General features: G+C 48.0%; 16 protein-coding genes. 8 read left to right on the forward strand and 8 right to left on the reverse strand.

The window, feature by feature from the left end; all coding sequences use genetic code 11:
- The first annotated feature begins 95 nt into the window (after positions 1-95).
- From VC28_RS17955 to secD, 5 genes are all read left to right on the forward strand, one after another.
- Entirely contained in the window at positions 96-1,406 is a 1,311-nt protein-coding gene (locus VC28_RS17955; RefSeq protein WP_082191611.1) for a TIGR03862 family flavoprotein, read from the forward strand.
- The gene (locus tag VC28_RS17960) at positions 1,403-2,701 is read left to right on the forward strand and encodes a glycosyltransferase (protein WP_049631848.1); all 1,299 of its coding nucleotides are present in this window, start codon (positions 1,403-1,405) and stop codon (positions 2,699-2,701) included. Before VC28_RS17955 ends, VC28_RS17960 begins: the two co-directional genes overlap by 4 nt.
- 190 nt (positions 2,702-2,891) lie before the next feature.
- Positions 2,892-4,229 carry a glycoside hydrolase family 19 protein gene (locus VC28_RS20020; RefSeq protein WP_049631849.1) on the forward strand — a complete coding sequence of 446 codons (1,338 nt, stop codon included), beginning with the start codon at positions 2,892-2,894 and terminating at the stop codon, positions 4,227-4,229.
- A 193-nt stretch (positions 4,230-4,422) separates the two neighbouring features.
- Positions 4,423-4,830 carry a hypothetical protein gene (locus tag VC28_RS17970; protein WP_049631850.1) on the forward strand — a complete coding sequence of 136 codons (408 nt, stop codon included), beginning with the start codon at positions 4,423-4,425 and terminating at the stop codon, positions 4,828-4,830.
- 67 nt (positions 4,831-4,897) lie between these two features.
- Positions 4,898-7,198 (forward strand): protein translocase subunit SecD, encoded by a 2,301-nt coding sequence (gene secD, locus VC28_RS17975; protein ID WP_049631851.1) that lies wholly within the window; start codon positions 4,898-4,900, stop codon positions 7,196-7,198.
- Positions 7,199-7,278: 80 nt separating this feature from the next.
- Here the strand turns inward: secD and VC28_RS17980 are convergent, their stop codons facing one another.
- From VC28_RS17980 to VC28_RS18015, 8 genes are all read right to left on the reverse strand, one after another.
- Positions 7,279-7,929: a DUF3087 domain-containing protein gene (locus VC28_RS17980; RefSeq protein ID WP_197085562.1), complete on the reverse strand. Its 651-nt coding sequence runs from the start codon at positions 7,927-7,929 to the stop codon at positions 7,279-7,281.
- Between the two features lie 38 nt (positions 7,930-7,967).
- Positions 7,968-8,813 carry a hypothetical protein gene (locus tag VC28_RS17985; RefSeq protein WP_049631852.1) on the reverse strand — a complete coding sequence of 282 codons (846 nt, stop codon included), beginning with the start codon at positions 8,811-8,813 and terminating at the stop codon, positions 7,968-7,970.
- A gap of 199 nt (positions 8,814-9,012) precedes the next feature.
- Positions 9,013-9,825, reverse strand: a complete 813-nt coding sequence (locus VC28_RS17990) for a type 2 periplasmic-binding domain-containing protein (protein WP_049631853.1) — start codon at positions 9,823-9,825, stop codon at positions 9,013-9,015.
- 352 nt (positions 9,826-10,177) lie between these two features.
- The gene (locus VC28_RS17995; protein WP_049631854.1) at positions 10,178-10,741 is read right to left on the reverse strand and encodes a PA14 domain-containing protein; all 564 of its coding nucleotides are present in this window, start codon (positions 10,739-10,741) and stop codon (positions 10,178-10,180) included.
- A gap of 2 nt (positions 10,742-10,743) precedes the next feature.
- Positions 10,744-12,258 (reverse strand): phospholipid carrier-dependent glycosyltransferase, encoded by a 1,515-nt coding sequence (locus VC28_RS18000; RefSeq protein WP_049631855.1) that lies wholly within the window; start codon positions 12,256-12,258, stop codon positions 10,744-10,746.
- Positions 12,259-12,294: 36 nt separating this feature from the next.
- Positions 12,295-13,068, reverse strand: coding sequence for a ThuA domain-containing protein (locus tag VC28_RS18005; protein WP_049631856.1), 774 nt, complete (start codon positions 13,066-13,068; stop codon positions 12,295-12,297).
- Between the two features lie 147 nt (positions 13,069-13,215).
- On the reverse strand, positions 13,216-13,947 hold the full coding sequence (gene xdp1, locus VC28_RS18010; RefSeq protein ID WP_197085563.1) for an exosortase-dependent surface protein XDP1: 732 nt from the start codon (positions 13,945-13,947) through the stop codon (positions 13,216-13,218).
- 278 nt (positions 13,948-14,225) lie between these two features.
- Positions 14,226-15,503, reverse strand: coding sequence for a cation:proton antiporter (locus VC28_RS18015; RefSeq protein ID WP_049631858.1), 1,278 nt, complete (start codon positions 15,501-15,503; stop codon positions 14,226-14,228).
- A gap of 222 nt (positions 15,504-15,725) precedes the next feature.
- On the opposite strand from VC28_RS18015, the gene VC28_RS18020 reads away from it, so the two are divergent.
- From VC28_RS18020 to VC28_RS18030, 3 genes are all read left to right on the forward strand, one after another.
- Positions 15,726-16,688 (forward strand): hydrogen peroxide-inducible genes activator, encoded by a 963-nt coding sequence (locus tag VC28_RS18020; protein ID WP_049631859.1) that lies wholly within the window; start codon positions 15,726-15,728, stop codon positions 16,686-16,688.
- A gap of 31 nt (positions 16,689-16,719) precedes the next feature.
- A complete protein-coding gene (locus VC28_RS18025; RefSeq protein WP_049631860.1) occupies positions 16,720-18,246 on the forward strand; it encodes a tryptophan halogenase family protein in 1,527 nt (508 codons plus the stop codon).
- 120 nt (positions 18,247-18,366) lie between these two features.
- Positions 18,367-18,819: a hypothetical protein gene (locus VC28_RS18030; protein ID WP_049631861.1), complete on the forward strand. Its 453-nt coding sequence runs from the start codon at positions 18,367-18,369 to the stop codon at positions 18,817-18,819.
- Positions 18,820-18,905 lie beyond the last annotated feature (86 nt).

Raw genomic sequence — 18,905 nt, forward strand, 5'->3', positions numbered from 1 at the left:
CTGTGACGAATAGAGAATGATTGAATGCGAAAACGCCGATGTAGAATTAATTTCTCATCGGCGTTTTTTATTGTGAATCGTTTGTGGATCCTATTGTGAATCAGCTCGATATTTTTGATCTCCCTCCTGAAAAAACCGTAGCGATTATCGGCGGCGGCCCTGCGGGTTTAATGGCAGCTGAAGTGATTGCATCGGCTGGGCATAACGTCTCGGTCTACGATGCAATGCCGTCGGTGGGGCGTAAATTTTTATTGGCGGGTGTGGGGGGAATGAACATCACGCACGCTGAAGCCAAAGACGATTTTCTTTCGCGCTACTCCGCGAGCAGCCAACTCATTAATAGCCTGAATGCATTTGATGCGGATGCGCTGCGCAACTGGATTCATGGTTTGGGTATTGAAACATTTGTGGGCACATCGGGCCGTGTGTTTCCGCGCGATATGAAAGCAGCGCCGCTGTTGCGTGCGTGGTTGCATCGTCTGCGTGAATTGGGTGTGACGTTTTATCCGCGCCATCGCTGGCTGGGTTGGGGTGAATCGCAAGGCAATGGTCAGGCTCCGTTACTTTTTTCAGCGCAAGAAAATGATGCAACCCTAAACAAAACAGTAACGGCCGATGCGGTGTTGTTAGCACTGGGCGGTGCCAGTTGGCAGCGTTTGGGGTCCAACGGTGCCTGGGTGCCGCTGCTGCGCGAGCGCAGTGTGCAAGTAAATGATCTTGTGCCGAGCAATTGCGGGTTTGATGTGGCATGGAGTGATGTTATTACCAGCCAGCATGCAGGCGCGCCTTTGCATGGTGTTGGTTTGAGTTGTGCTGATGTGCATGGGCGGACGCGCACGGTGCTCTCGGAGGCGATTATCAGTGCCTATGGAATTGAAGGCACAGGTATTTATGCGTTATCCAAAGAGCTGCGCGAACAAATTGATCAGCAGGGATCGGCGTTACTGAATATTGATCTGCTGCCGGATTTATCGCGCGATAAAATTATCCAGCGCTTGAATAAACCGCGTGAAAAAAATTCACTGAGCAATTTTTTACGCAAGCAGTTGAATTTGTCGCCGGTTAAGCTCGCATTGTTGCGTGAGCTGACGGCAAAAAATACCTATGAAAATCCCGAGCTGTTGACGCTAGCGATTAAAAAATTATCGCTGACGTTAACCGCAACGCGCCCTATTGATGAAGCGATTAGCAGTGCAGGTGGCGTTGCTGCCAAAGAGTTGGATAGTTTATTCATGCTCAAAAAAATGCCCGGCGTATTTTGCGCAGGCGAAATGCTGGATTGGGATGCACCTACTGGCGGTTATTTGCTAACAGCGTGCTTCGCCTCTGGCCGCACGGCAGGGCAGGGGGTTGTTAATTTTTTGCAAGGCGGTGCGCCAATATTGAAACAGAAGGCGCAGCGATGAAACGCGCACTGATTATTGGTTATGTATGGCCCGAGCCGAATTCATCGGCGGCGGGCACGCGTATGTTGGAGCTGGTGCAGCTGTTATTGGATATGCAATACGATGTCACTTTCGCATCGGCTGCCGCGTTATCGGAGCATCGTTTTGATTTGAATTCGCTCGGGGTCGCTGAACAAACAATTGCGCTGAACTGCAGTAGTTTTGATGCCTATGTGCGGGAACTGAAGCCGGATTTGGTGTTGTTCGACCGTTTTTTTACCGAGGAACAATTTGGTTGGCGTGTAGCACAAGAATGTCCGGATGCGTTGCGCGTGCTCGATACGGAAGATTTGCATAGCCTTCGCCATGCGCGCCAGCAATTATTAAAAGCAGCGCAAAAACATGGCGCGAATGAAAAAGAAAAACAATCGGTTGCGCCAGTGATTGCCAGCAGCGAATTGCTTTACCAGCAAATGTGTGCAGATGACATGGCCGTACGCGAAGTGGCTGCTATTTTTCGCTGTGATGTGTCGCTCATGATTTCCGAATTCGAAATGGAATTATTGCAGCGGTATTTTTCAGTTCCTGCACAATTACTTTTTTACTGTCCATTCCTGTCGCAGCCAGACACAAACCTTGCATCGCTGCCCGATTTTTCTGCGCGACAACATTTTATTGCGATCGGCAATTTTCGCCACGAACCCAATTGGGATTCGGTGCTTTGGTTAAAGCATCAATTGTGGCCAATGATTCGCGTGCAACTCTCTGCTATAGGAATGGCGCAGGCTGAGCTGCATATATATGGCGCTTATCCGCCACCCAAAGCGACGCAGCTACATAACGCGAAAGAGGGCTTTCACATCAAAGGCTGGGCGGCAGACGCGCGCGCGGTCATGCAATCGGCGCGCGTGTGCCTTGCGCCTTTGCGTTTTGGTGCGGGTATCAAAGGAAAACTGGTCGATGCTATGCGTTGCGGTACGCCATCTATTACTACCAGTATTGGTGCCGAATCCATGAGCGGTGGATTGCCCTGGTGCGGCGCTGTGGCGGATACCGCAGAGGCTTTTGTTGCGGCGGCAGTTGAGCATTATCGGCAAGAGGCGCTGTGGCAGCAAAAGCAACAGCAGGGGCTGACGATTATGCGCGATTATTTCTACCGCGCCGATTATGCCAATACGTTGCAGGTTCGATTGTCGTCTCTCGCTGCCAATCTGAAAAACGAACGTGGTAATAATTTTATCGGCCAAATGCTGCGTCATCATCATCACAAGAGCACCCAGTACATGGGGCAGTGGATCGAAGCAAAAAACAAGTAATTCTTTTCTCTTTTTGTAGACCTGGTTAGCACTTTTTCTTCCCACTTTCATCGTGTAAAAGTGCGACCGACCGATCTTGCGCAATTGTTTGACAACGTTGTCCTGCAGGAATAGCCTGCTTCCGGGTATGTGGTAAAACAATAATCAACCATTCTCCTGCAAGGAGATAAACCGGTCGGGTGACTTTACTATGAGCATCAAAAAAATCCTCGGGATTACTTCCGTATTCCTGTTATCAACACAGGCTTATGCCTATAACTGTACTGGCGTTGCCCAGTATGTGGATGGACGTTCCTACAACAACAACGCAATTGTGCAGAACGCAGGTAGCGCGTTCAGCTGTAAGGTCAGTGGTTGGTGTTCTATTGGCGGCCCTTATGCGCCGGGTACGGGTTGGGCAGCGGGCGATGCCTGGACTAACCTTGGTTCTTGCGGCACGACTACTGCGAGTTCAGTCGCAGCAAGCTCAACGCCACGTTCAAGCGCCCGCTCCAGTGCGGCATCAAGCACGCCCGCAACCGGTGGTAACTGCCCTAACTGGGCGGCAGGAACCAATTACCAAGTGGGTGTAGTGGTGCGATACAACGGCGGCTTCTACCGCGCGAAGAATGAAAACCCGGGTTACGATCCGGTGATCAGTACCTGGTTCTGGGAGCCGGTTGCGTCTTGCCCCGGCGGCACTACTTCATCCAGTAGTACAGGCAATAACGGCACTTGTGCCGCTTGGGTTGCTGGCAGAATGTATTACGCAGGCAACACCGTGAGCTACAACGGCGCAAGCTTCCGCGCGAAATACGATAACCCCGGTTACGATCCGCTGATCAGTACCTGGTATTGGGAGCCGACCAGCACCTGTAATGGCACGGGTACCAGTTCCAGTGTGTCATCCAACACCAATAACGGTACTGGTTTTGGCGCAGTGGTGAGTGAAGCGCAATTCAACCAAATGTTCCCCGGCCGCAACCCCTTCTACACCTATGCCGGATTGGTTGCCGCGACCCAAACTTACCCGGCATTTGCCGGTACGGGTGATCTCCAACTGCGCAAACGCGAAGCGGCAGCTGCATTGGCTAACTTCTCGCACGAAACCGGCAGTTTTGTGTATGTGACCGAGATTGCGAAAGGGTTGTACTGCAGCGATTGGGGTAATTTGGCAACTTGTCCTTGTGAGCCCGGCAAGCAGTATTACGGTCGTGGTCCTATCCAATTGAGTCACAATGGTAACTACTGTGCCGCGGGCGCTGCCTTAGGTTTGGATCTGCGCCGCAATCCTGAAATTGTTGAGCAAAATGCAACAGTTGCCTGGCAGACCGCACTTTGGTTCTGGATGACTCAAAGTGGTTCTGGGTATCGCCCTGCGCACAGCAATATTGTGAACAACTATGGCTTTGGCGAGACTATCCGTACCATCAACGGTGCACTCGAATGTAACGGCGGAAACCCTGCCCAGGTGCAAAGCCGTATCAATGAGTTCAACCGTATCCTCCAGATTATTGGTGGAACTGCAGGTAATAATCTGGGCTGTTAATGAGCCCGGTTGTTAATGTGCCGGTTGTTAACGCACTTGTTTAATGTTGTGATTTAAAGAAAGACGCCGCAGCGATGCGGCGTTTTTTTGTGCCTGTAAAAAAACAATAAATAAAATGCTGATACAGATCGCTTGCCCTTGAAATAAACGCCTTGGCCACAAACTCCCTGACATCCCAGCGCTGGTTAGCACTATGTCAGTTCCCCATCATCCATTAGTACTCGATTCCCGGCGCATATTGCGTTGGGTGGGTGTTATGGGGATCTTGTGGCTGTTGCTATTGTGGAAGTGCGTGGGGTTTTCTGCGCAAAATTTTTATCTTCACCAGCAATCGCAACCCGCAATTCCGGTTGATGCTCATGCGCATATTTATGTCGCGGGCGATCATCAGTTTTCGCCGCGCCGAACGTTAAATGCGCTATCGCCACCTCCGCTTTCTGATTATCAGGTTCCACTTGTCAGTACGGTGTTTTTTAGCCTGCTGGCTCTTTTATCACCGCAAAAGAATTCAGTTGTTTATGCAACAGAATTTTCGTTTGCTGCACACCAGTTGCAGTTAGCGACACTGAATATTTCCCGCGCTCCACCTGCTTTCCACTAACAAAATCCTCAACCATCAATTGATAATTTTTTTGCTTTCACTATGAAGGCAGAGTGGAGTGTTGCTTATGAAATCCCTTTCAACCAGGGCGGTAGTCTACTGCCTGATTATTTTATTGGGGCTGCTGTTTGCCGCTCCCAATGTGTTGCCAGATTCCTGGCTAAAAAAATTACCGGATAGTTACAGCCAACAAAAAATCACCTTGGGCTTGGATTTGCGCGGCGGCTCGCATTTATTGCTGGAGGTGGATACCAGCGAGTTGACGCACAATAAAAATCCAGCGATGCACAACCAGATTATTCATGATGAGGTCGAGCAAAGCCTTGAGGTTGTGCGCCGTCGTTTGAATGAAACCGGCATGGTGGAGCCGATGATTACCCGTCAGGGAAAGGACAGCATTCTGGTGCAAATGCCTGGTGTAAGTGACCCGCAGCATATCCGTGAATTATTGGGTACTACCGCAAAAATGACTTTCCATTGGGTGGTAGATGCAAAAACCCGCGCAGCTACCCAGCAGATTAATGTGAAAGGTGAAAGCGAAGGTGTGAGTTATCCATTAGAGGCCCCAGTCGCGCTTGAAGGTAAACATATTAGCGATGCGCGTTTGGCATTTAGCCAGCAAAGTAATGAACCTGTGGTGAATTTTAAATTGGATAGCGAAGGCGCACGTCGCTTTGGCGATTTAACCAAACATAATGTTGGTCGCGCATTGGCAATTGTGTTGGATGACCGTGTTATTACAGCGCCGGTAATTCGCAGTGCAATACAAGGTGGTAGCGGGGAAATTAGCGGATCATTTACCAGTGCATCGGCGAATGACCTTGCGTTGTTATTGCGCGCGGGTGCATTGCCTGCGCCTTTGAAAGTAATTGAAGAGCGCACGGTTGGCCCGGATTTAGGAAGCGATGCGATTGCGATGGGCGTGACTACCGGTATCGTCGGTGCACTATTGGTATTGGCGTTTATGGTAGGGATTTACGGGCGCTGGGGATTCATTGCCTGCGTTGGGTTGGCGATCAATATCGGGCTGACAATCGGCGTGTTAAGTGTGTTGGGAGCAACACTGACGCTACCAGGAATTGCCGGATTAATTTTAAGTATTGGTATGGCAGTGGATGCGAATATTTTAATTAATGAACGCATCCGCGAAGAAACGCGCAGCGGTCAATCGGCAATGGCCTCATTGAATGCGGGCTTTAGCCGCGCCTACGCCACTATTCTCGATTCCAATCTCACTTCTTTAATTGCTATCAGCTTATTGTTTTTATTTGGCAGCGGCCCAGTGCGCGGCTTTGCGGTGACCATGGCGGTAGGCGTATTAATTTCCATGTTCACCGCTATTTCGTTTACGCGTTTGGTGATGGAGTGGCGCGTGCGGAAATTGGATAAGCAGCCGCTGAAAATTACCGGCATTCAATGGTTGGATACGCTCAGTGAAAATACCATTCCATTTATGCGGGCGCGTTATGCAGGGTTAATTGCCTCTGCGGTGTTATCCCTTGCGTCTGTGTTCTTATTTTTTAAACCGGGTTTGGAATACGGCATTGATTTTAGTGGTGGCAGTGTGATTGAAGTGCAAGCGCCTGATGTCAGCGTGGCAAGTTTGCGCGAGCAATTATCGGCAAAGGGTTTTCATCAAATTGCGCTGCAAGAGTTTGGCGGTGACGGCCATTATTTAATGCGTTTGCCGTTGCAGTCAGAGCAAGACGTTGCAACTGGCAATATCGTACAGGCTGTGAAAAACAGTGTGCAGCAATTATCGCCCGATGCAACCTTCCCGCGCACTGAAATGGTGGGGCCACGCGTGAGTGGCGATTTTGGCGATGCTACCATCCTTGCAATTATTTTGGCGGGCTTGGGCATGCTGGGTTACTTATGGGTGCGTTTTGAATCGCATTTTGCGCTAGCCGCAACCTTGACGCTGGTGTTGGATTTGACCAAAACCATCGGCTTTTTTGCGTTAATGGGCATCGAATTTAATTTGACGGCAGTTGCCGCATTGCTCGCATTAATTGGTTATTCGGTGAATGACAAAGTCGTGGTGTTTGATCGCATCCGTGAAAAATTACGTGCTGACCCAACCAAACCGCTGACGCAAACCTTGAACGAAAGTATTACCTCAACCCTGACACGCACTATTTTTACCTCGGTAGTGACCTTCCTGGCGTTGTTGCCGATGGGAATCGCCGGTGGCAGTGCCGTGTCCAGCTTTGCCTTGCCAATGTTGTTCGGCATTGTGATCGGCACCAGTTCATCAATTTTAATTGCAGCACCGATTGTGAATTGGTTGGGAATAAAACGAAGTAAAAAAGGCTTGTCACAAATACGCACTCCAATCGCACAATCCGGAGTGGACAACTTGCCATAAGAACATCAGCGCCTGCATTTGCAGGCGCTTTTTTTGGATAATCAGAATGATTTTTGGTGGGAAGCTTTTGGTTAAAAGCGCTAAAACGCAGCCAATATTTTTTCGTCGTAATCATTCACCGATAAGGTTACGCCGAATTTTTCTGCGAGGTGATCAAGCTCATGCTGTTTAATCGCCAACGCATCCAGCGTGAGTGTGTTGTCGTCTAGCTGCCACACCAATCTCGAACCTGCATAACTGTATTGCATCGCCAACATTGCATTTCTATCGCCGTTAAGTGCAGCCGCTTCCAGCTTTTGCATTTTCCGGGTTATCTTATTCAGCGCCTGCTTCAATTCCCAAACGTAAGTCACCTCACGCATGAAATCATGCTGGCGATATTTATTAAGTAGCCAACCAATTGTGATTGCACTAACGACTACTCCCAATAAGTTCCAATGAAAATGGCTACCACTTTCATCGGGGAAAATAGCGATCAATGTCTGCGACAAAGCCAAACTACCTACTGCCAAACTAACAGCGCAACCAATAAACACCATTTTTAAATGCTTGCGATAACGCGCTTTATCAATATTAATGAGCTGCATAAAATCCAGAATAAAAAGTGAAATATATAACGATTGTGAGAAACGCTGCTGATGTTTAATGGTATAGAACAATACTTCAGAAAACGACCAGAGGTAGACCTTGGTGCAAAATGTAAGTTGGGCAGCAATGCTCAGCCTACGCACTGAATTTATTGATTTCTCATGCGTACGATTACGCTGCGCTAATCGTACCTACGGGCTATTTTTTTACCGCATCGCTTGTTATGCAAGACCCCACAAAATTTCAAATAAAGAGAGTAAATAAATAATGGTGTTAAAACAAATACATTAAATGACATTCCCCATGCTGCGGTAGCGATAGGACCAAGATTAGAAAATTCTATATTGAAAAGGTAGCAAATCGGCATGATTGGAAAAAAGAAAGCCACAATGCTAATGATTAACGTCATTAGCATTAATAGGATGTAAGTACATAGAAGTCGTAGAAAACTACAACTCTTAACCCTTTCTTTAAACTGCACAATCTCTCCAAGAGGTTGCATAACGCCGCATTCAGAGCGGTATCTCCGCTGCCTTGAATTGTTAGCACAAATACCTTTAAGATAAGGAAAGCTGAACGGCTCATGCTTCTCAGTGTGTAAGTAGCCATTATTTATAGCAATAGCAAGATTTGGAATAAAGTTACTGAAATCAAAATTCGGTGGATCTTTTTTAGTTCGGTCATGATAGTAACGCACATCCATAAAAACCCTAGACCACTGCTTTAGCTCGTTCTCGAAAGCTTCTTTTCCGGATTTTGCTACCAGTTCACCATACATTTTTACAACCCATATTTTTTTATTATCAGGTAATTTCTCATACAATTTATATAGGTTGTGCTCTTTTCCGGGATCTATGCTGCATGATGCAAGAAGAGCTTTGGTATGGAGCTCAATAGCGAAAGAAAAGCAAACCATCGTGGGGGCAATATACCTGGTGTCAGTACACAAACTCCCCAGATGTACCCCCGCCAGAACAAAATCTTCAGCTGTCCCGTCTGCCATTCCGTGTTGCAATTCAAAAGACACGAGAGTGCGCCCTCCTGATAACATTATTACTAGATGGAAAATTTCCATCTATCGCGTTTGGATTTTTTTTCGTCTAAGTTTGAAAGGTAAATTTTATAGCTACTTGGTGATTTTTAAGTGGCTTTCGCGTGTGATTACCTTAATATCGTTTAAACAATTGTTCAATTACAGCACATAACTACGATAGGTTTTTAGTGGATTAATCATCGTAATGATTAAGGGTGTTCAGGCGCAGTACCCGGCGGTTGGGGTTGTGTATTTCTTTATAGCCTTGTTCAAATCCGGGGGTGCTAAAAAATAATTGTTCGAAGCTGCCATCTTCAATGGCTATTTGTAGACCTCGTTCGATTCGCTCTGCCAGGCGAGTATTTTTTTTGTTCACGAAAAAATAAATCGGTGCGGGGTAGTGAAACATCAGGGTGTCTTCAATGATAAATCCTTTGTCTGCATGGGCTTTTTGTTCTGTCCATACTTCATAAACGCCACGAGGGAAGTAATCAAAGCGTTTGCGTTGCAACATGGTAAATAATAATTCGTAGTGCGCTGATGTAACCACGGGTAATCCATTGGTTTGTAGTATTGCCGTATCTGGCCAGACACTGCCCGAACCGGCATTAAATTTTTTCAAATCTTCCAATGTGGTTACAGCACGAAATTTTTCTTTGTCTTCCTGACGGATTAAAAAAACACGATAACTATTCATGCCGCGCAGCAGGGATATTTTGACGGGGAGTAACTTTTTTTCCCGTTCTTCATCAATCATGGTCCAGGTGACATCAATAATTCCGTCATCCCTGCTCACCTCAGCGATATAACGCTGGTTGCTGAGAATGCGTTTAAGCCGTTCCAGCTTGTAGGGGCCGTGAGTGTCGCGGGTTTTTTCCAGCGCTAATTCCAGTAGTTTATAGAAGTAAATTTCGTGAGCCTGGGCGGTCACTTCCAGTGGCTGGGTGACGATATGAAGAGGTGCTTCGTCTGCGGCAAGCTCCGCTGTAATTGCAGGTGCTGTCATCGCAGATGAGCTGAAGCCCAATAGCAATAGCGTGCAATAGCGCCATGACGTGCAATAAAGCCGTGATAGGCAATAACGCCATGAAAAGTTACACAATATGTGGCCAGGTATCATTTTATTTATTGAGAGGTCGTTTTATTGGCAGCCAGATTGAAGGCTGTTGGCACATTGCCGGCACAGGTTTTTACAGGTCTTGCAGTTGAGTATAGCTGCTATTTGCGCCCTGTGGTTTGCGTTGAATGCTGTGGAGAAAGCCGCCTCGGGTATAAAGAAATGATGTCTATAAATAACGGCTATAAACAACAACGCCTGCATATGCAGGCGTTGTTGTGGGGGTTTTTCTTGATGTGCGTTAGAACGTAATAGCGCTGGAATCCTCGCCAAACCAATGAGGTTTCTCATCGCCGCGCGCATATTCCACGGTAAAGCCTGAGTTACCAAAGCCCTGGAAGTAGGAGATGTTTACTTGGTGCTGGCCTTTGCTTAAATGGATCATGCAGGGCTGTACCGAGTAGGGGCGATCCCCCAAGTGTTCGCACACCAGTTTTCCATCAATGCTGAGTGAGAAGCCATCATCACTGCCCATCAAGAAGCGATAGTTATCTGCTTCATTCACGGTAATGGTGTGATTAACATCGACAAAAAAATCATCGCTGTACGTCGCAACATTACCTAATTTTGGGTGGCTGAAACGGTTGCTATCGATCAGGTTGAGTTTGTCCACCATCACTTCGCGCGTGAATTCAATATCGCGCGGTTGGTAAATGTTGCCGATGGATACACGATTTTTGCTGATTACCAATTTGACGACCGGATCGACACTTACTGGGGTGATGCGCACCAGAATAATAATCGTGACCAGTGCAATCAGCGCAGTGAAAATACTATTTTTATTAATAAGCTGTTGGATATTCATGATTATCTCACCACCTGCAATTTCCAGAAGCTATACCAGTTGCGCAATTCAAATTGGTCTTCGGTCAAACCAAATCCATAAGTAAAGGGGGAGAAGAATGCGAACACTGCAATCACAAGCAGTGCAAACAAGCTGGCGTTAATGATGGTGTGTTTATTGTTGGCGATGACGTCGTCGCGATAAATGTAAGTAAATACCAATGCAAGATTAATTGCGCCGAATAACAATGCCATTAAATAGTGGTAGAGATACATTACCCGTTCAATTTGTAGTATCGACAGCATGTAAATGATGTACAAACTGGTGAATGCGCAAATCCAATAAAACAGTTTTTCATCTTTAATCGGATTGCCATACACATAGCGGCCGATAATCAGACCAGCCGATAAAATAATGCCGCCAATTACCGAGAACCAGACAATAGGATTACCAATCAAGTATTTGTATTTGGTAACGGTTTTGCCGTCGATCACTTCGCGATCCCAACGGTAGCTGATGGTTTTGCTGCTCAATGGCCAGTTCATCACGTAACTGCCATTTTCATCGGGTTTGCATTCATCCAAACGCGGTACGCCGTCTGCGTACTCCGACATGTATTTCCAGTTGTCGCGCATCCCCAATGAAAACGTTTTGAGTGACCAGGTATCGCCCATGCGAATTTGATTAAGGTATTCGGGGGATGCTTTATAGGTGCGCTCTTGATATACCTTTTCACCCAAGCCGATATGCACGTAAAACACGCCCAAAAATACCAGTGCAACAGGCACTACCGCCGCAGGCACTGTTACCGCAAGGCGCTTTGTGAGCGCTAACCAATTCCAGCGCTTGATGTTGCTCCATTGGTCAACGCCGTACAGCATCACAAACAGCACCAATAAAATGGCGGCCGTCACTTTGACGCTGGTACCTAATCCAATCAACACGCCGAGCAATGCGTATTGCTTCCAGGTGATGGGTATCTGGTGATTGATATGGCGAGTGATAGCGCGGGTGAAGTAATACAGCGCGGCAAGTACAAAAAATAACTGGATGCCGTCCAAGTGCACGGCGCGGGAATGGATCACCAATGCATTATCAAAAATCACCAGGCTCGTGAATGCAGCCGCAAGCCAGGCGCGTTGGGTAATGCAGTTGAGAATGCCGTAAAAAAACAACACCGATAGCGCCATCATCACCGTTGACGGCCAGCGAAATCCTTTATACGTCATCTCGGGTGGTGCGTTATCACCGGTGAGATAATCCGTTTCCAGCAATTTGGTTTTATTGACGCTTTCATTACCGCCAAACAATGACTCACCCACCGCCATCAGCATTTTGCCGAGGGGTGGGTGAGGCTCCATATACATCACGTTATCAATATATTTTTGCGCATTGGGAACGTGATAGTTTTCATCCCAGAACATCGCTTGTGGCGAGCCATAAAAAGGAAAATAAACTCCCAGCGAAATGACCAGAATGACAGCTGGATAAATAAATTGCGCGTATTTCTTTAAGAAGCTCTGTAAGAAAATTTTCATAATGTTATTGGTTATGGTTGATGTTGTTGTGAATTTTTATTTTTTGCGCAAACCCTTTCCGGTCGCTGCCCAGTAAAGCCCGCCATAAATGTGCTCAAGGAATAGGGCATCACTGTAAGTGGCAGGCATGTGCCCCAGTGCAGTGTAAAACGCACGTCCGCCATCGTAATTGTGATACCAGGCGATAGGGTGGAATTTGCCCATGCCATTACTTTTTTTGCTGCCCCAATCTGCTGCGGGATTAAAGGTTTGTTCATCGACAGTCAAAATATAGTTGAGGCCTTTGGTGCGTTCTGCACCGAATTCATACCATTCATCAGTCCACCAAAAACGGTCGGGCATGCGTTCGAGCCCGGGAAATTTACGGTCGGTAACGGAGAGCTCTGCGGTTTGGATTTCAGGGTGAATATGGAAGGTGCGCCCCACCATTTTGGTGTACCACTCCCAATCGTATTCAGTGTCTGATGCGCTGTGTATGCCAACAAACCCTTTGCCTGCACGAATGAAGCGCTCCATTGCAGCTTGTTGCTCATCGTTGAGGATATCGCCGGTGGTTAACAGGAATATGATGGCGTGATATTGCGTGAGTTTTTCATCGCTGAAGATGGAGGCATCTTCATGCCAGTCCACGGCGAAGTGGTGGCGAACTGCCAATTGGCGGATGGCATCAACACCTTCATTAATGGATTGGTGGTGAAAGCCATTGGTTTTAGTAAATAGAAGCACTTTGAATTGCTGTGCATGGGCGCTGAGACAGGTGAGGCTGAGTGCGCAGATAAACGCCAGGGATAATGCGATCCGGTTAAGCATGTTATTTCCTCGCTGATGGTTTGTTATTGTGTCCCTGTAGTCATCGGCTCATTCCATAGTCGGCCGTCATCATAAGCGATACAAATATATAGGCAATAAAAAAGGGCGCTGTGTGCGCCCTTTAGTGAATCGATTGGTGAGCCTGAATTAAGCTGAACGACGACGCGCAACAACCAAGCCTACCAAGCCTAACATCAACAGGATCAGTGAGTTTGCCTCGGGAACTTTTACTGTTTTCGCTTCAAACGTGACTGATTTGAGTTTGAAGTAGTCATTTTTTTGAGTCAGTTTATTGGATTGGGTTGGTGCACCAAACGCCGCGTTGTAAGCACCCACCAGCCAGTACTGGGACTGTATATCCGCTGGATTCACCGCGAAACTGCCACTGCCGTTGCGATTGTAGTTACCTACAACACTCCAGCCGTTACTCAACAATGTTGCCCAGTTGTTGCCGAGGCCAGCCAAGCTTCCGGAGAAGGGAGTTGCACCGGTATAAGCAAGAACAGACACATCAGCATCGGTTTGTGCCCAGCCAATCGCCAAGCCGCTTACATCAACGATTTTGCTAAATGAAAACAACACGGCATCATAGTCGCCCTTGGAGTTGTCAATTGCATGCTCGGGGCTACTGGCATTTTCTACTCCGATGCCAGAGCCTGACCATCTGCCGATCTTATCCTGCACGATGTTTTTGCTACCGCTGGAGCTATTAGACCAGCCGGTTACAGTGAGGTTTGCTTCGGTAGAGGTGTAGCTAAATGACCACACGTTCGTTGAGGTATTCGGTGCGAGGTTAATGGTCACCGGTAATGCAACCGCGTTCATAGCGAAGCCAGTGCTTAATGCGATTCCTGCAATAAACGATTTAATGGATGGCATGATGTGTTGAGTCCAATAGATTTGAGTGAGTGACATTTATGACTGTTAACAGTCGTTTACTATCGGCGAATAGCAAATTGTGCGCCATGTCTCATAACTTGTTGATTATCCATCTGTAGTTGATTTTGATGAAAAATGATCGAAATAGTTATGTCAGATTTTTCGACAATATATGTACCTATATTAGATACAAAAAAGCCCGAACGAGTCGGGCTGAAAGGGCATAACGCACGGTAAGGAGAGCTAATGCAATATCAAACGGTTTGGGGTTTTGCGGGTTACTGTGTTTCTTCTGCGCCAACTGCGGCAAGTTCACCCGTTTCACGAGCGCGTTTACCGTAGACGAGCTCAAAGAGTGGTGATGCCATCAAAGTGGTAACAATCGCCATCAGCACCATTATGGAAAAAAGTGCCGGGCCAATAACGCCGGCTTGCAAGCCAATATTGATAATAATCAGCTCCATCAAGCCGCGCGCATTCATCAGTGCGCCAATCCCCATCGCTGTACGGTTGTCAGCACCGCACAGGCGGGCTGCCCCCCAGCAGGCAACGCCTTTGGCGAGGATCGAACCCACTAAAATTACCGCTGCAATCGCCAGCAGCTCCATGTTGTTAACCATAGTGAGTTGGGTATTAAGGCCTGAGTAAGTAAAGAAGATTGGGATCAGCGCGATTACGACGAAGGGCTCCAGTTGGCGTTTGACTTCTTGCGTCAGTTTACCGCGCGGCATAATCGCGCCGAGTAAGAATCCACCAAACACAGCATGCAGGCCAATCGCGTCCGCGGTAAAAGCGGACAACATAAAACACATCAAAACGATAGCGAGTAATGTTGGGCTGAGCGTTTGCTGTTTTTCTGCAGCGCGCGCTAGAGGTGCCAGTAGTTTGGGGGCAACCAGAATCATAAAGGTGGCGAAAATTATCCCCCCGATGATGGTTTTAATGGCCAACTCCGCACCCGCGCCAAATGTTGCCAATACAATCGCCAGCACACACCAAGCTCCTGCATCGTCAATTGCGCCCGCTGATAGTGACAAGGTACCGAGCTTGGTTTGGCTAAGGCCGCGCTCGTGGATAATCCGCGCCAGCATAGGGAAGGCGGTAATCGCAATGCATGCACCCATAAACAGGGTTGCACTGAAAGCGGTCGCTTTTTCAGAAAAGAGTCCGGGCACGCTCATCAGCCACGGAGTAATGGCAATCGCCACCAAAAACGGTGCTGCCATACCGGAGATGGAAACGGCAGCTGCACTTTTGAGATTGGCCTTGAAGTGATCGCCGCGAAAGCCAAGCCCCACCAAAAACATATACATGCCCACGCCCAGTTGTGCGCCTACATAAAGAACGCCTTTCATCTCGGTAGGGAAGATGGTTTTTTGGAGTTCCGGCATTAATAAGCCAAATAGTGATGGGCCGAGGATAACCCCGGCAATCATTTCCCCGACCACTTGGGGTTGGTGAAGGTATTTTTGTCCAATCCAGCCTACCAAACGGCAAACAGCAAGGATGACGAACATCTGTAGGAAAAACACTACGGAGAGTTGGGCAATTGACATGGCTACATCCAATTTTTATTGATTTAATCGTTGTTACTACTTGCCCAGCGCAAGGCAATTTGTGGCTGGATATTTAATGTGAGGCGCGCGCAGGGCGGCAACCGGAATGCCATAGACATTATCTATAGTGTTTGCGGAGCGATTTTTTTAGCGATAGGTTTTTGCCTTGCACGCAAGATATGTGCACACTGATAGCTGCTTTTCCTTTGGTGCCTTACCCCTATGACCCTTACCGAACTGCGTTACATCGTTGTCCTTGCCGAGGAGCAACATTTTGGCCGCACGGCTGAGCGCTGCCATGTGAGCCAGCCGACCTTGAGTATTGCGGTCAGAAAACTGGAAGAGGAATTGGGTGTGGAGCTGTTTGAACGCACCAAAACCTGCGTCAAACCTAATGAAATTGGTGGGCAAATCGTAGCGCAGGCAAAAGCGTTGCTGGCTAATGTGGCGAGTATCAAAGCGCTTGCCGATGCAGGCAAAGATCAGCTTGGTAGCCCTCTTGCTTTGGGTACTATTTTTACTATGGGGCCTTACCTTCTGCCCCAGCTTATTCCGCACTTGCAAAAGCAGGTTCCGGAAATGCCGTTATTTGTGCAAGAAGACCTCACGGAAAGCTTGCGTAAAAAATTACGCGATGGCGTGTTGGATGTGATTCTGGTTTCCCTGCCGTTCAATGCGCCGGATGTGGTTACCCAGGAGTTATTTGATGAGCCGCTGGTGTTGGTTATGCCCTACACACACCCATTGGTGCATCTACAGGAAATCACATTGGATGATATAAAACAGCAGCAGCTATTACTGATGGGCCCTGGGCATTGCTTGCGTGAGCAGGTGCTGGAGCTGATTCCGGGGCTGCGCGAGCAAGTGGCTGATGCCGCTTATCATTGTGCAGAAGCAAATAGTTTGGAAACGCTTCGCTATATGATTGCGGCAGGTCTAGGCTTAAGCATATTGCCACGCTCCGCAGCAGAGGCGAGTCTGTGCCAGGCGAATCGATTGGTGGCGCGTCCGCTAGCGATCCCCGGTAGCCAACGGCGTTTGGCACTTGCATGGCGCGCCAGCTTCCCGCGTTACAAAGCGATTGATGTGTTGCGCAAATCCATACTGACATGTAGCGGAGCTTATTGGAGTTTCACCACTGAACCCGATGAAAATGTGCAGACTATGCTATCGGTTCATTGGTAACTATTGAGTTGTTTGTGAGTAAGAAAACATTATGACCGCCAGCATTAATCCACTTAAAAAAATCGTCATCCTCGGCGGTGGTACATCCGGCTGGATTGCAGCCTCCATGCTTGTCGCACATCTAAAGCGGGAGCTTTGCGAAATCGAATTGGTTGAGTCGGAAGACATTAGTTCGATTGGTGTCGGTGAATCAACAATACCACCGGTGGTTCGTTTGGTGACCAGCCTGGGAATCGATGAAGAAGAATTTATCCGCGAGACACAAGCCTGTTACAAACTCGGCATTAAATTTGTTGATTGGCGGACGAAGAACCAAACCTATTTTCATCCTTATGGCGCGCTGGGTAAACGCATCGGCTCGCAGGATTTTTATCAATGCTGGCTGAAAGCAACCAAAGAGGGCGAGGATTACAATCTGCAAGATTTTTCCCCCTGTGCCGTAATGGCCGCGCAGGAAAAGTTTTTCTTACCTTCGCAGGCAATGAATACACCGATTGGCGGCGCAGGTTATGCCGTGCATCTGGATGCTAAATTAGTCGCTGCCTATTTGCGTCGCTATGCTGAAGAGCGCGGCGTCAAACGCAGTGAAGGCAATTGCGTGAATGTGTTGCGTAAAGAAAATGGTTTTATTGAGGCGTTGGAATTATCGACGGGTGAAAAAATTGGTGGCGATTTTTTTATTGATTGTTCGGGTTTCAAAGCGCTGCTGATTGAAAAATCATTGGGCGTAGAATTTGAAGATTGGTCGCATTATTTACCTTGTGATCGCGCATATGTAGTGAAAACAGAAAAAGCGGGATCGCGCATGCCGTACACCACCGCAACAGCACGCAAATCCGGTTGGGGGTGGCGCATTCCATTGCGCAATGGCACAGGTCACGGCTACGTATATTCCAGTAAATTTTGCAGCGACGCTGAAGCCAAAACGACCTTATTGAAAAATTTGGATGCGCCGCGCATCAGCGATCCTCGCATGATTAGTTTCAATACCGGTCGGCGAAAAGAATTCTGGCGGGGCAATTGTTTGGCGTTGGGGTTATCGGGTGGTTTTGTCGAACCGCTGGAGTCAACTGCCATCCATTTAATTGCGCGTGGTATGGATTTCTTTTTGCGCTTTTTTCCTGATGCAGAATGCGAGCGCAGCCTGCAGCGAGAATACAATCGTCGCATGGCAGCCGATTATGAAGAGGTGCGCGATTTTATTGTGCTGCACTATTGCACGACCGAGCGCGATGACAGCGAATTTTGGCGCTGGTGTAAAACCATGGATTTGCCTGAGTCATTACGTGAGCGTATAGAGTTGTTTCGTGGGCATGGCATTTTGCGCGAAGACAATGATGAATTGTTTCGTGCGGCCAGCTGGCAATCCGTCTTTGAAGGAATGGGGATTCGCCCGCAAAAATATAATCCGCGCGTGGACAATCTGGATTACCAGCAGATCAGTGATACCCTGAAGCTTGCGCGCTCAGCCATCTTCAATATGGTTAAAAGCCTGCCCAGCCACGATGAGTATCTGGAGGAGCATTATGGAATGGTGACTGTCTCTGCAAAAGACTAATCGCTTTGGTTGGTGAACTCAGGCGTGAAATGCAGGTCAACATTAGCCGATCTTTTTGTATTGTGGGCGCGACTAAAACTTCAAGTCATTTACATTGCGGAATAAAAGTGGAATAAACCGATGGGCAAGGCCTTTGTTGTAGTGTTGATGATTTTCATTCTAGCTGGGTGCAGCAATAGCGGGCGCAGCTATGTCGATACCGAGATGACAGAAACCCTTGAGGTGGAAATCCTGCCTAATGCCAGCAAGATGTTTACCTATCGCCTGCGTTGGCCTGAAGAGCATATTCCCAGCCATATCCAGATTGCGCGCAATGGCAATAATCCTGAACGCGGTTTTGCCCAAGGCGGTGTTGATGTGGGGCGCAGCACCCATGAGCGCTTGCTGGCGAATACAGCCTATGTCGTCGAGCGTTCAGGGTATTGTCGGGATGGTTTTTTCGAGTTGGATCGCAGTATCTCCCGCTATCATCTCTGGGTGCGCGGAGAGTGCAAAGATAGCGCGACAGACGCTGACCGCCAGTCATTTGGTTCAGGGCAGACGTTGACCTCAGGGCGCTGGGGAAAGTCTTGAGCCTAGCTCCGACACAGTTCAGCTGGCGCGCAGAATCCTCTAATTCATCGGTCTTGCAGCGTATTATCTCCCTATAGTTCGATCCT

The organism is Cellvibrio sp. pealriver, assembly GCF_001183545.1.
GTDB lineage: Bacteria > Pseudomonadota > Gammaproteobacteria > Pseudomonadales > Cellvibrionaceae > Cellvibrio.

Excerpts from the sequence above, each read along its gene's own strand:
- VC28_RS17990 (WP_049631853.1), bottom strand. The coding sequence starts at position 9,825 with ATGACAGCACCTGCAATTACAGCGGAGCTTGCCGCAGACGAAGCACCT.
- VC28_RS18025 (WP_049631860.1), top strand. The coding sequence starts at position 16,720 with ATGACCGCCAGCATTAATCCACTTAAAAAAATCGTCATCCTCGGCGGT.
- secD (WP_049631851.1), top strand. The coding sequence starts at position 4,898 with ATGAAATCCCTTTCAACCAGGGCGGTAGTCTACTGCCTGATTATTTTA.
- VC28_RS20020 (WP_049631849.1), top strand. The coding sequence starts at position 2,892 with ATGAGCATCAAAAAAATCCTCGGGATTACTTCCGTATTCCTGTTATCA.
- VC28_RS18015 (WP_049631858.1), bottom strand. The coding sequence starts at position 15,503 with ATGTCAATTGCCCAACTCTCCGTAGTGTTTTTCCTACAGATGTTCGTC.
- VC28_RS17995 (WP_049631854.1), bottom strand. The coding sequence starts at position 10,741 with ATGAATATCCAACAGCTTATTAATAAAAATAGTATTTTCACTGCGCTG.
- VC28_RS17960 (WP_049631848.1), top strand. The coding sequence starts at position 1,403 with ATGAAACGCGCACTGATTATTGGTTATGTATGGCCCGAGCCGAATTCA.
- VC28_RS18020 (WP_049631859.1), top strand. The coding sequence starts at position 15,726 with ATGACCCTTACCGAACTGCGTTACATCGTTGTCCTTGCCGAGGAGCAA.
- VC28_RS18000 (WP_049631855.1), bottom strand. The coding sequence starts at position 12,258 with ATGAAAATTTTCTTACAGAGCTTCTTAAAGAAATACGCGCAATTTATT.
- VC28_RS17970 (WP_049631850.1), top strand. The coding sequence starts at position 4,423 with ATGTCAGTTCCCCATCATCCATTAGTACTCGATTCCCGGCGCATATTG.
- VC28_RS18030 (WP_049631861.1), top strand. The coding sequence starts at position 18,367 with ATGGGCAAGGCCTTTGTTGTAGTGTTGATGATTTTCATTCTAGCTGGG.
- VC28_RS18005 (WP_049631856.1), bottom strand. The coding sequence starts at position 13,068 with ATGCTTAACCGGATCGCATTATCCCTGGCGTTTATCTGCGCACTCAGC.
- xdp1 (WP_197085563.1), bottom strand. The coding sequence starts at position 13,947 with ATGCCATCCATTAAATCGTTTATTGCAGGAATCGCATTAAGCACTGGC.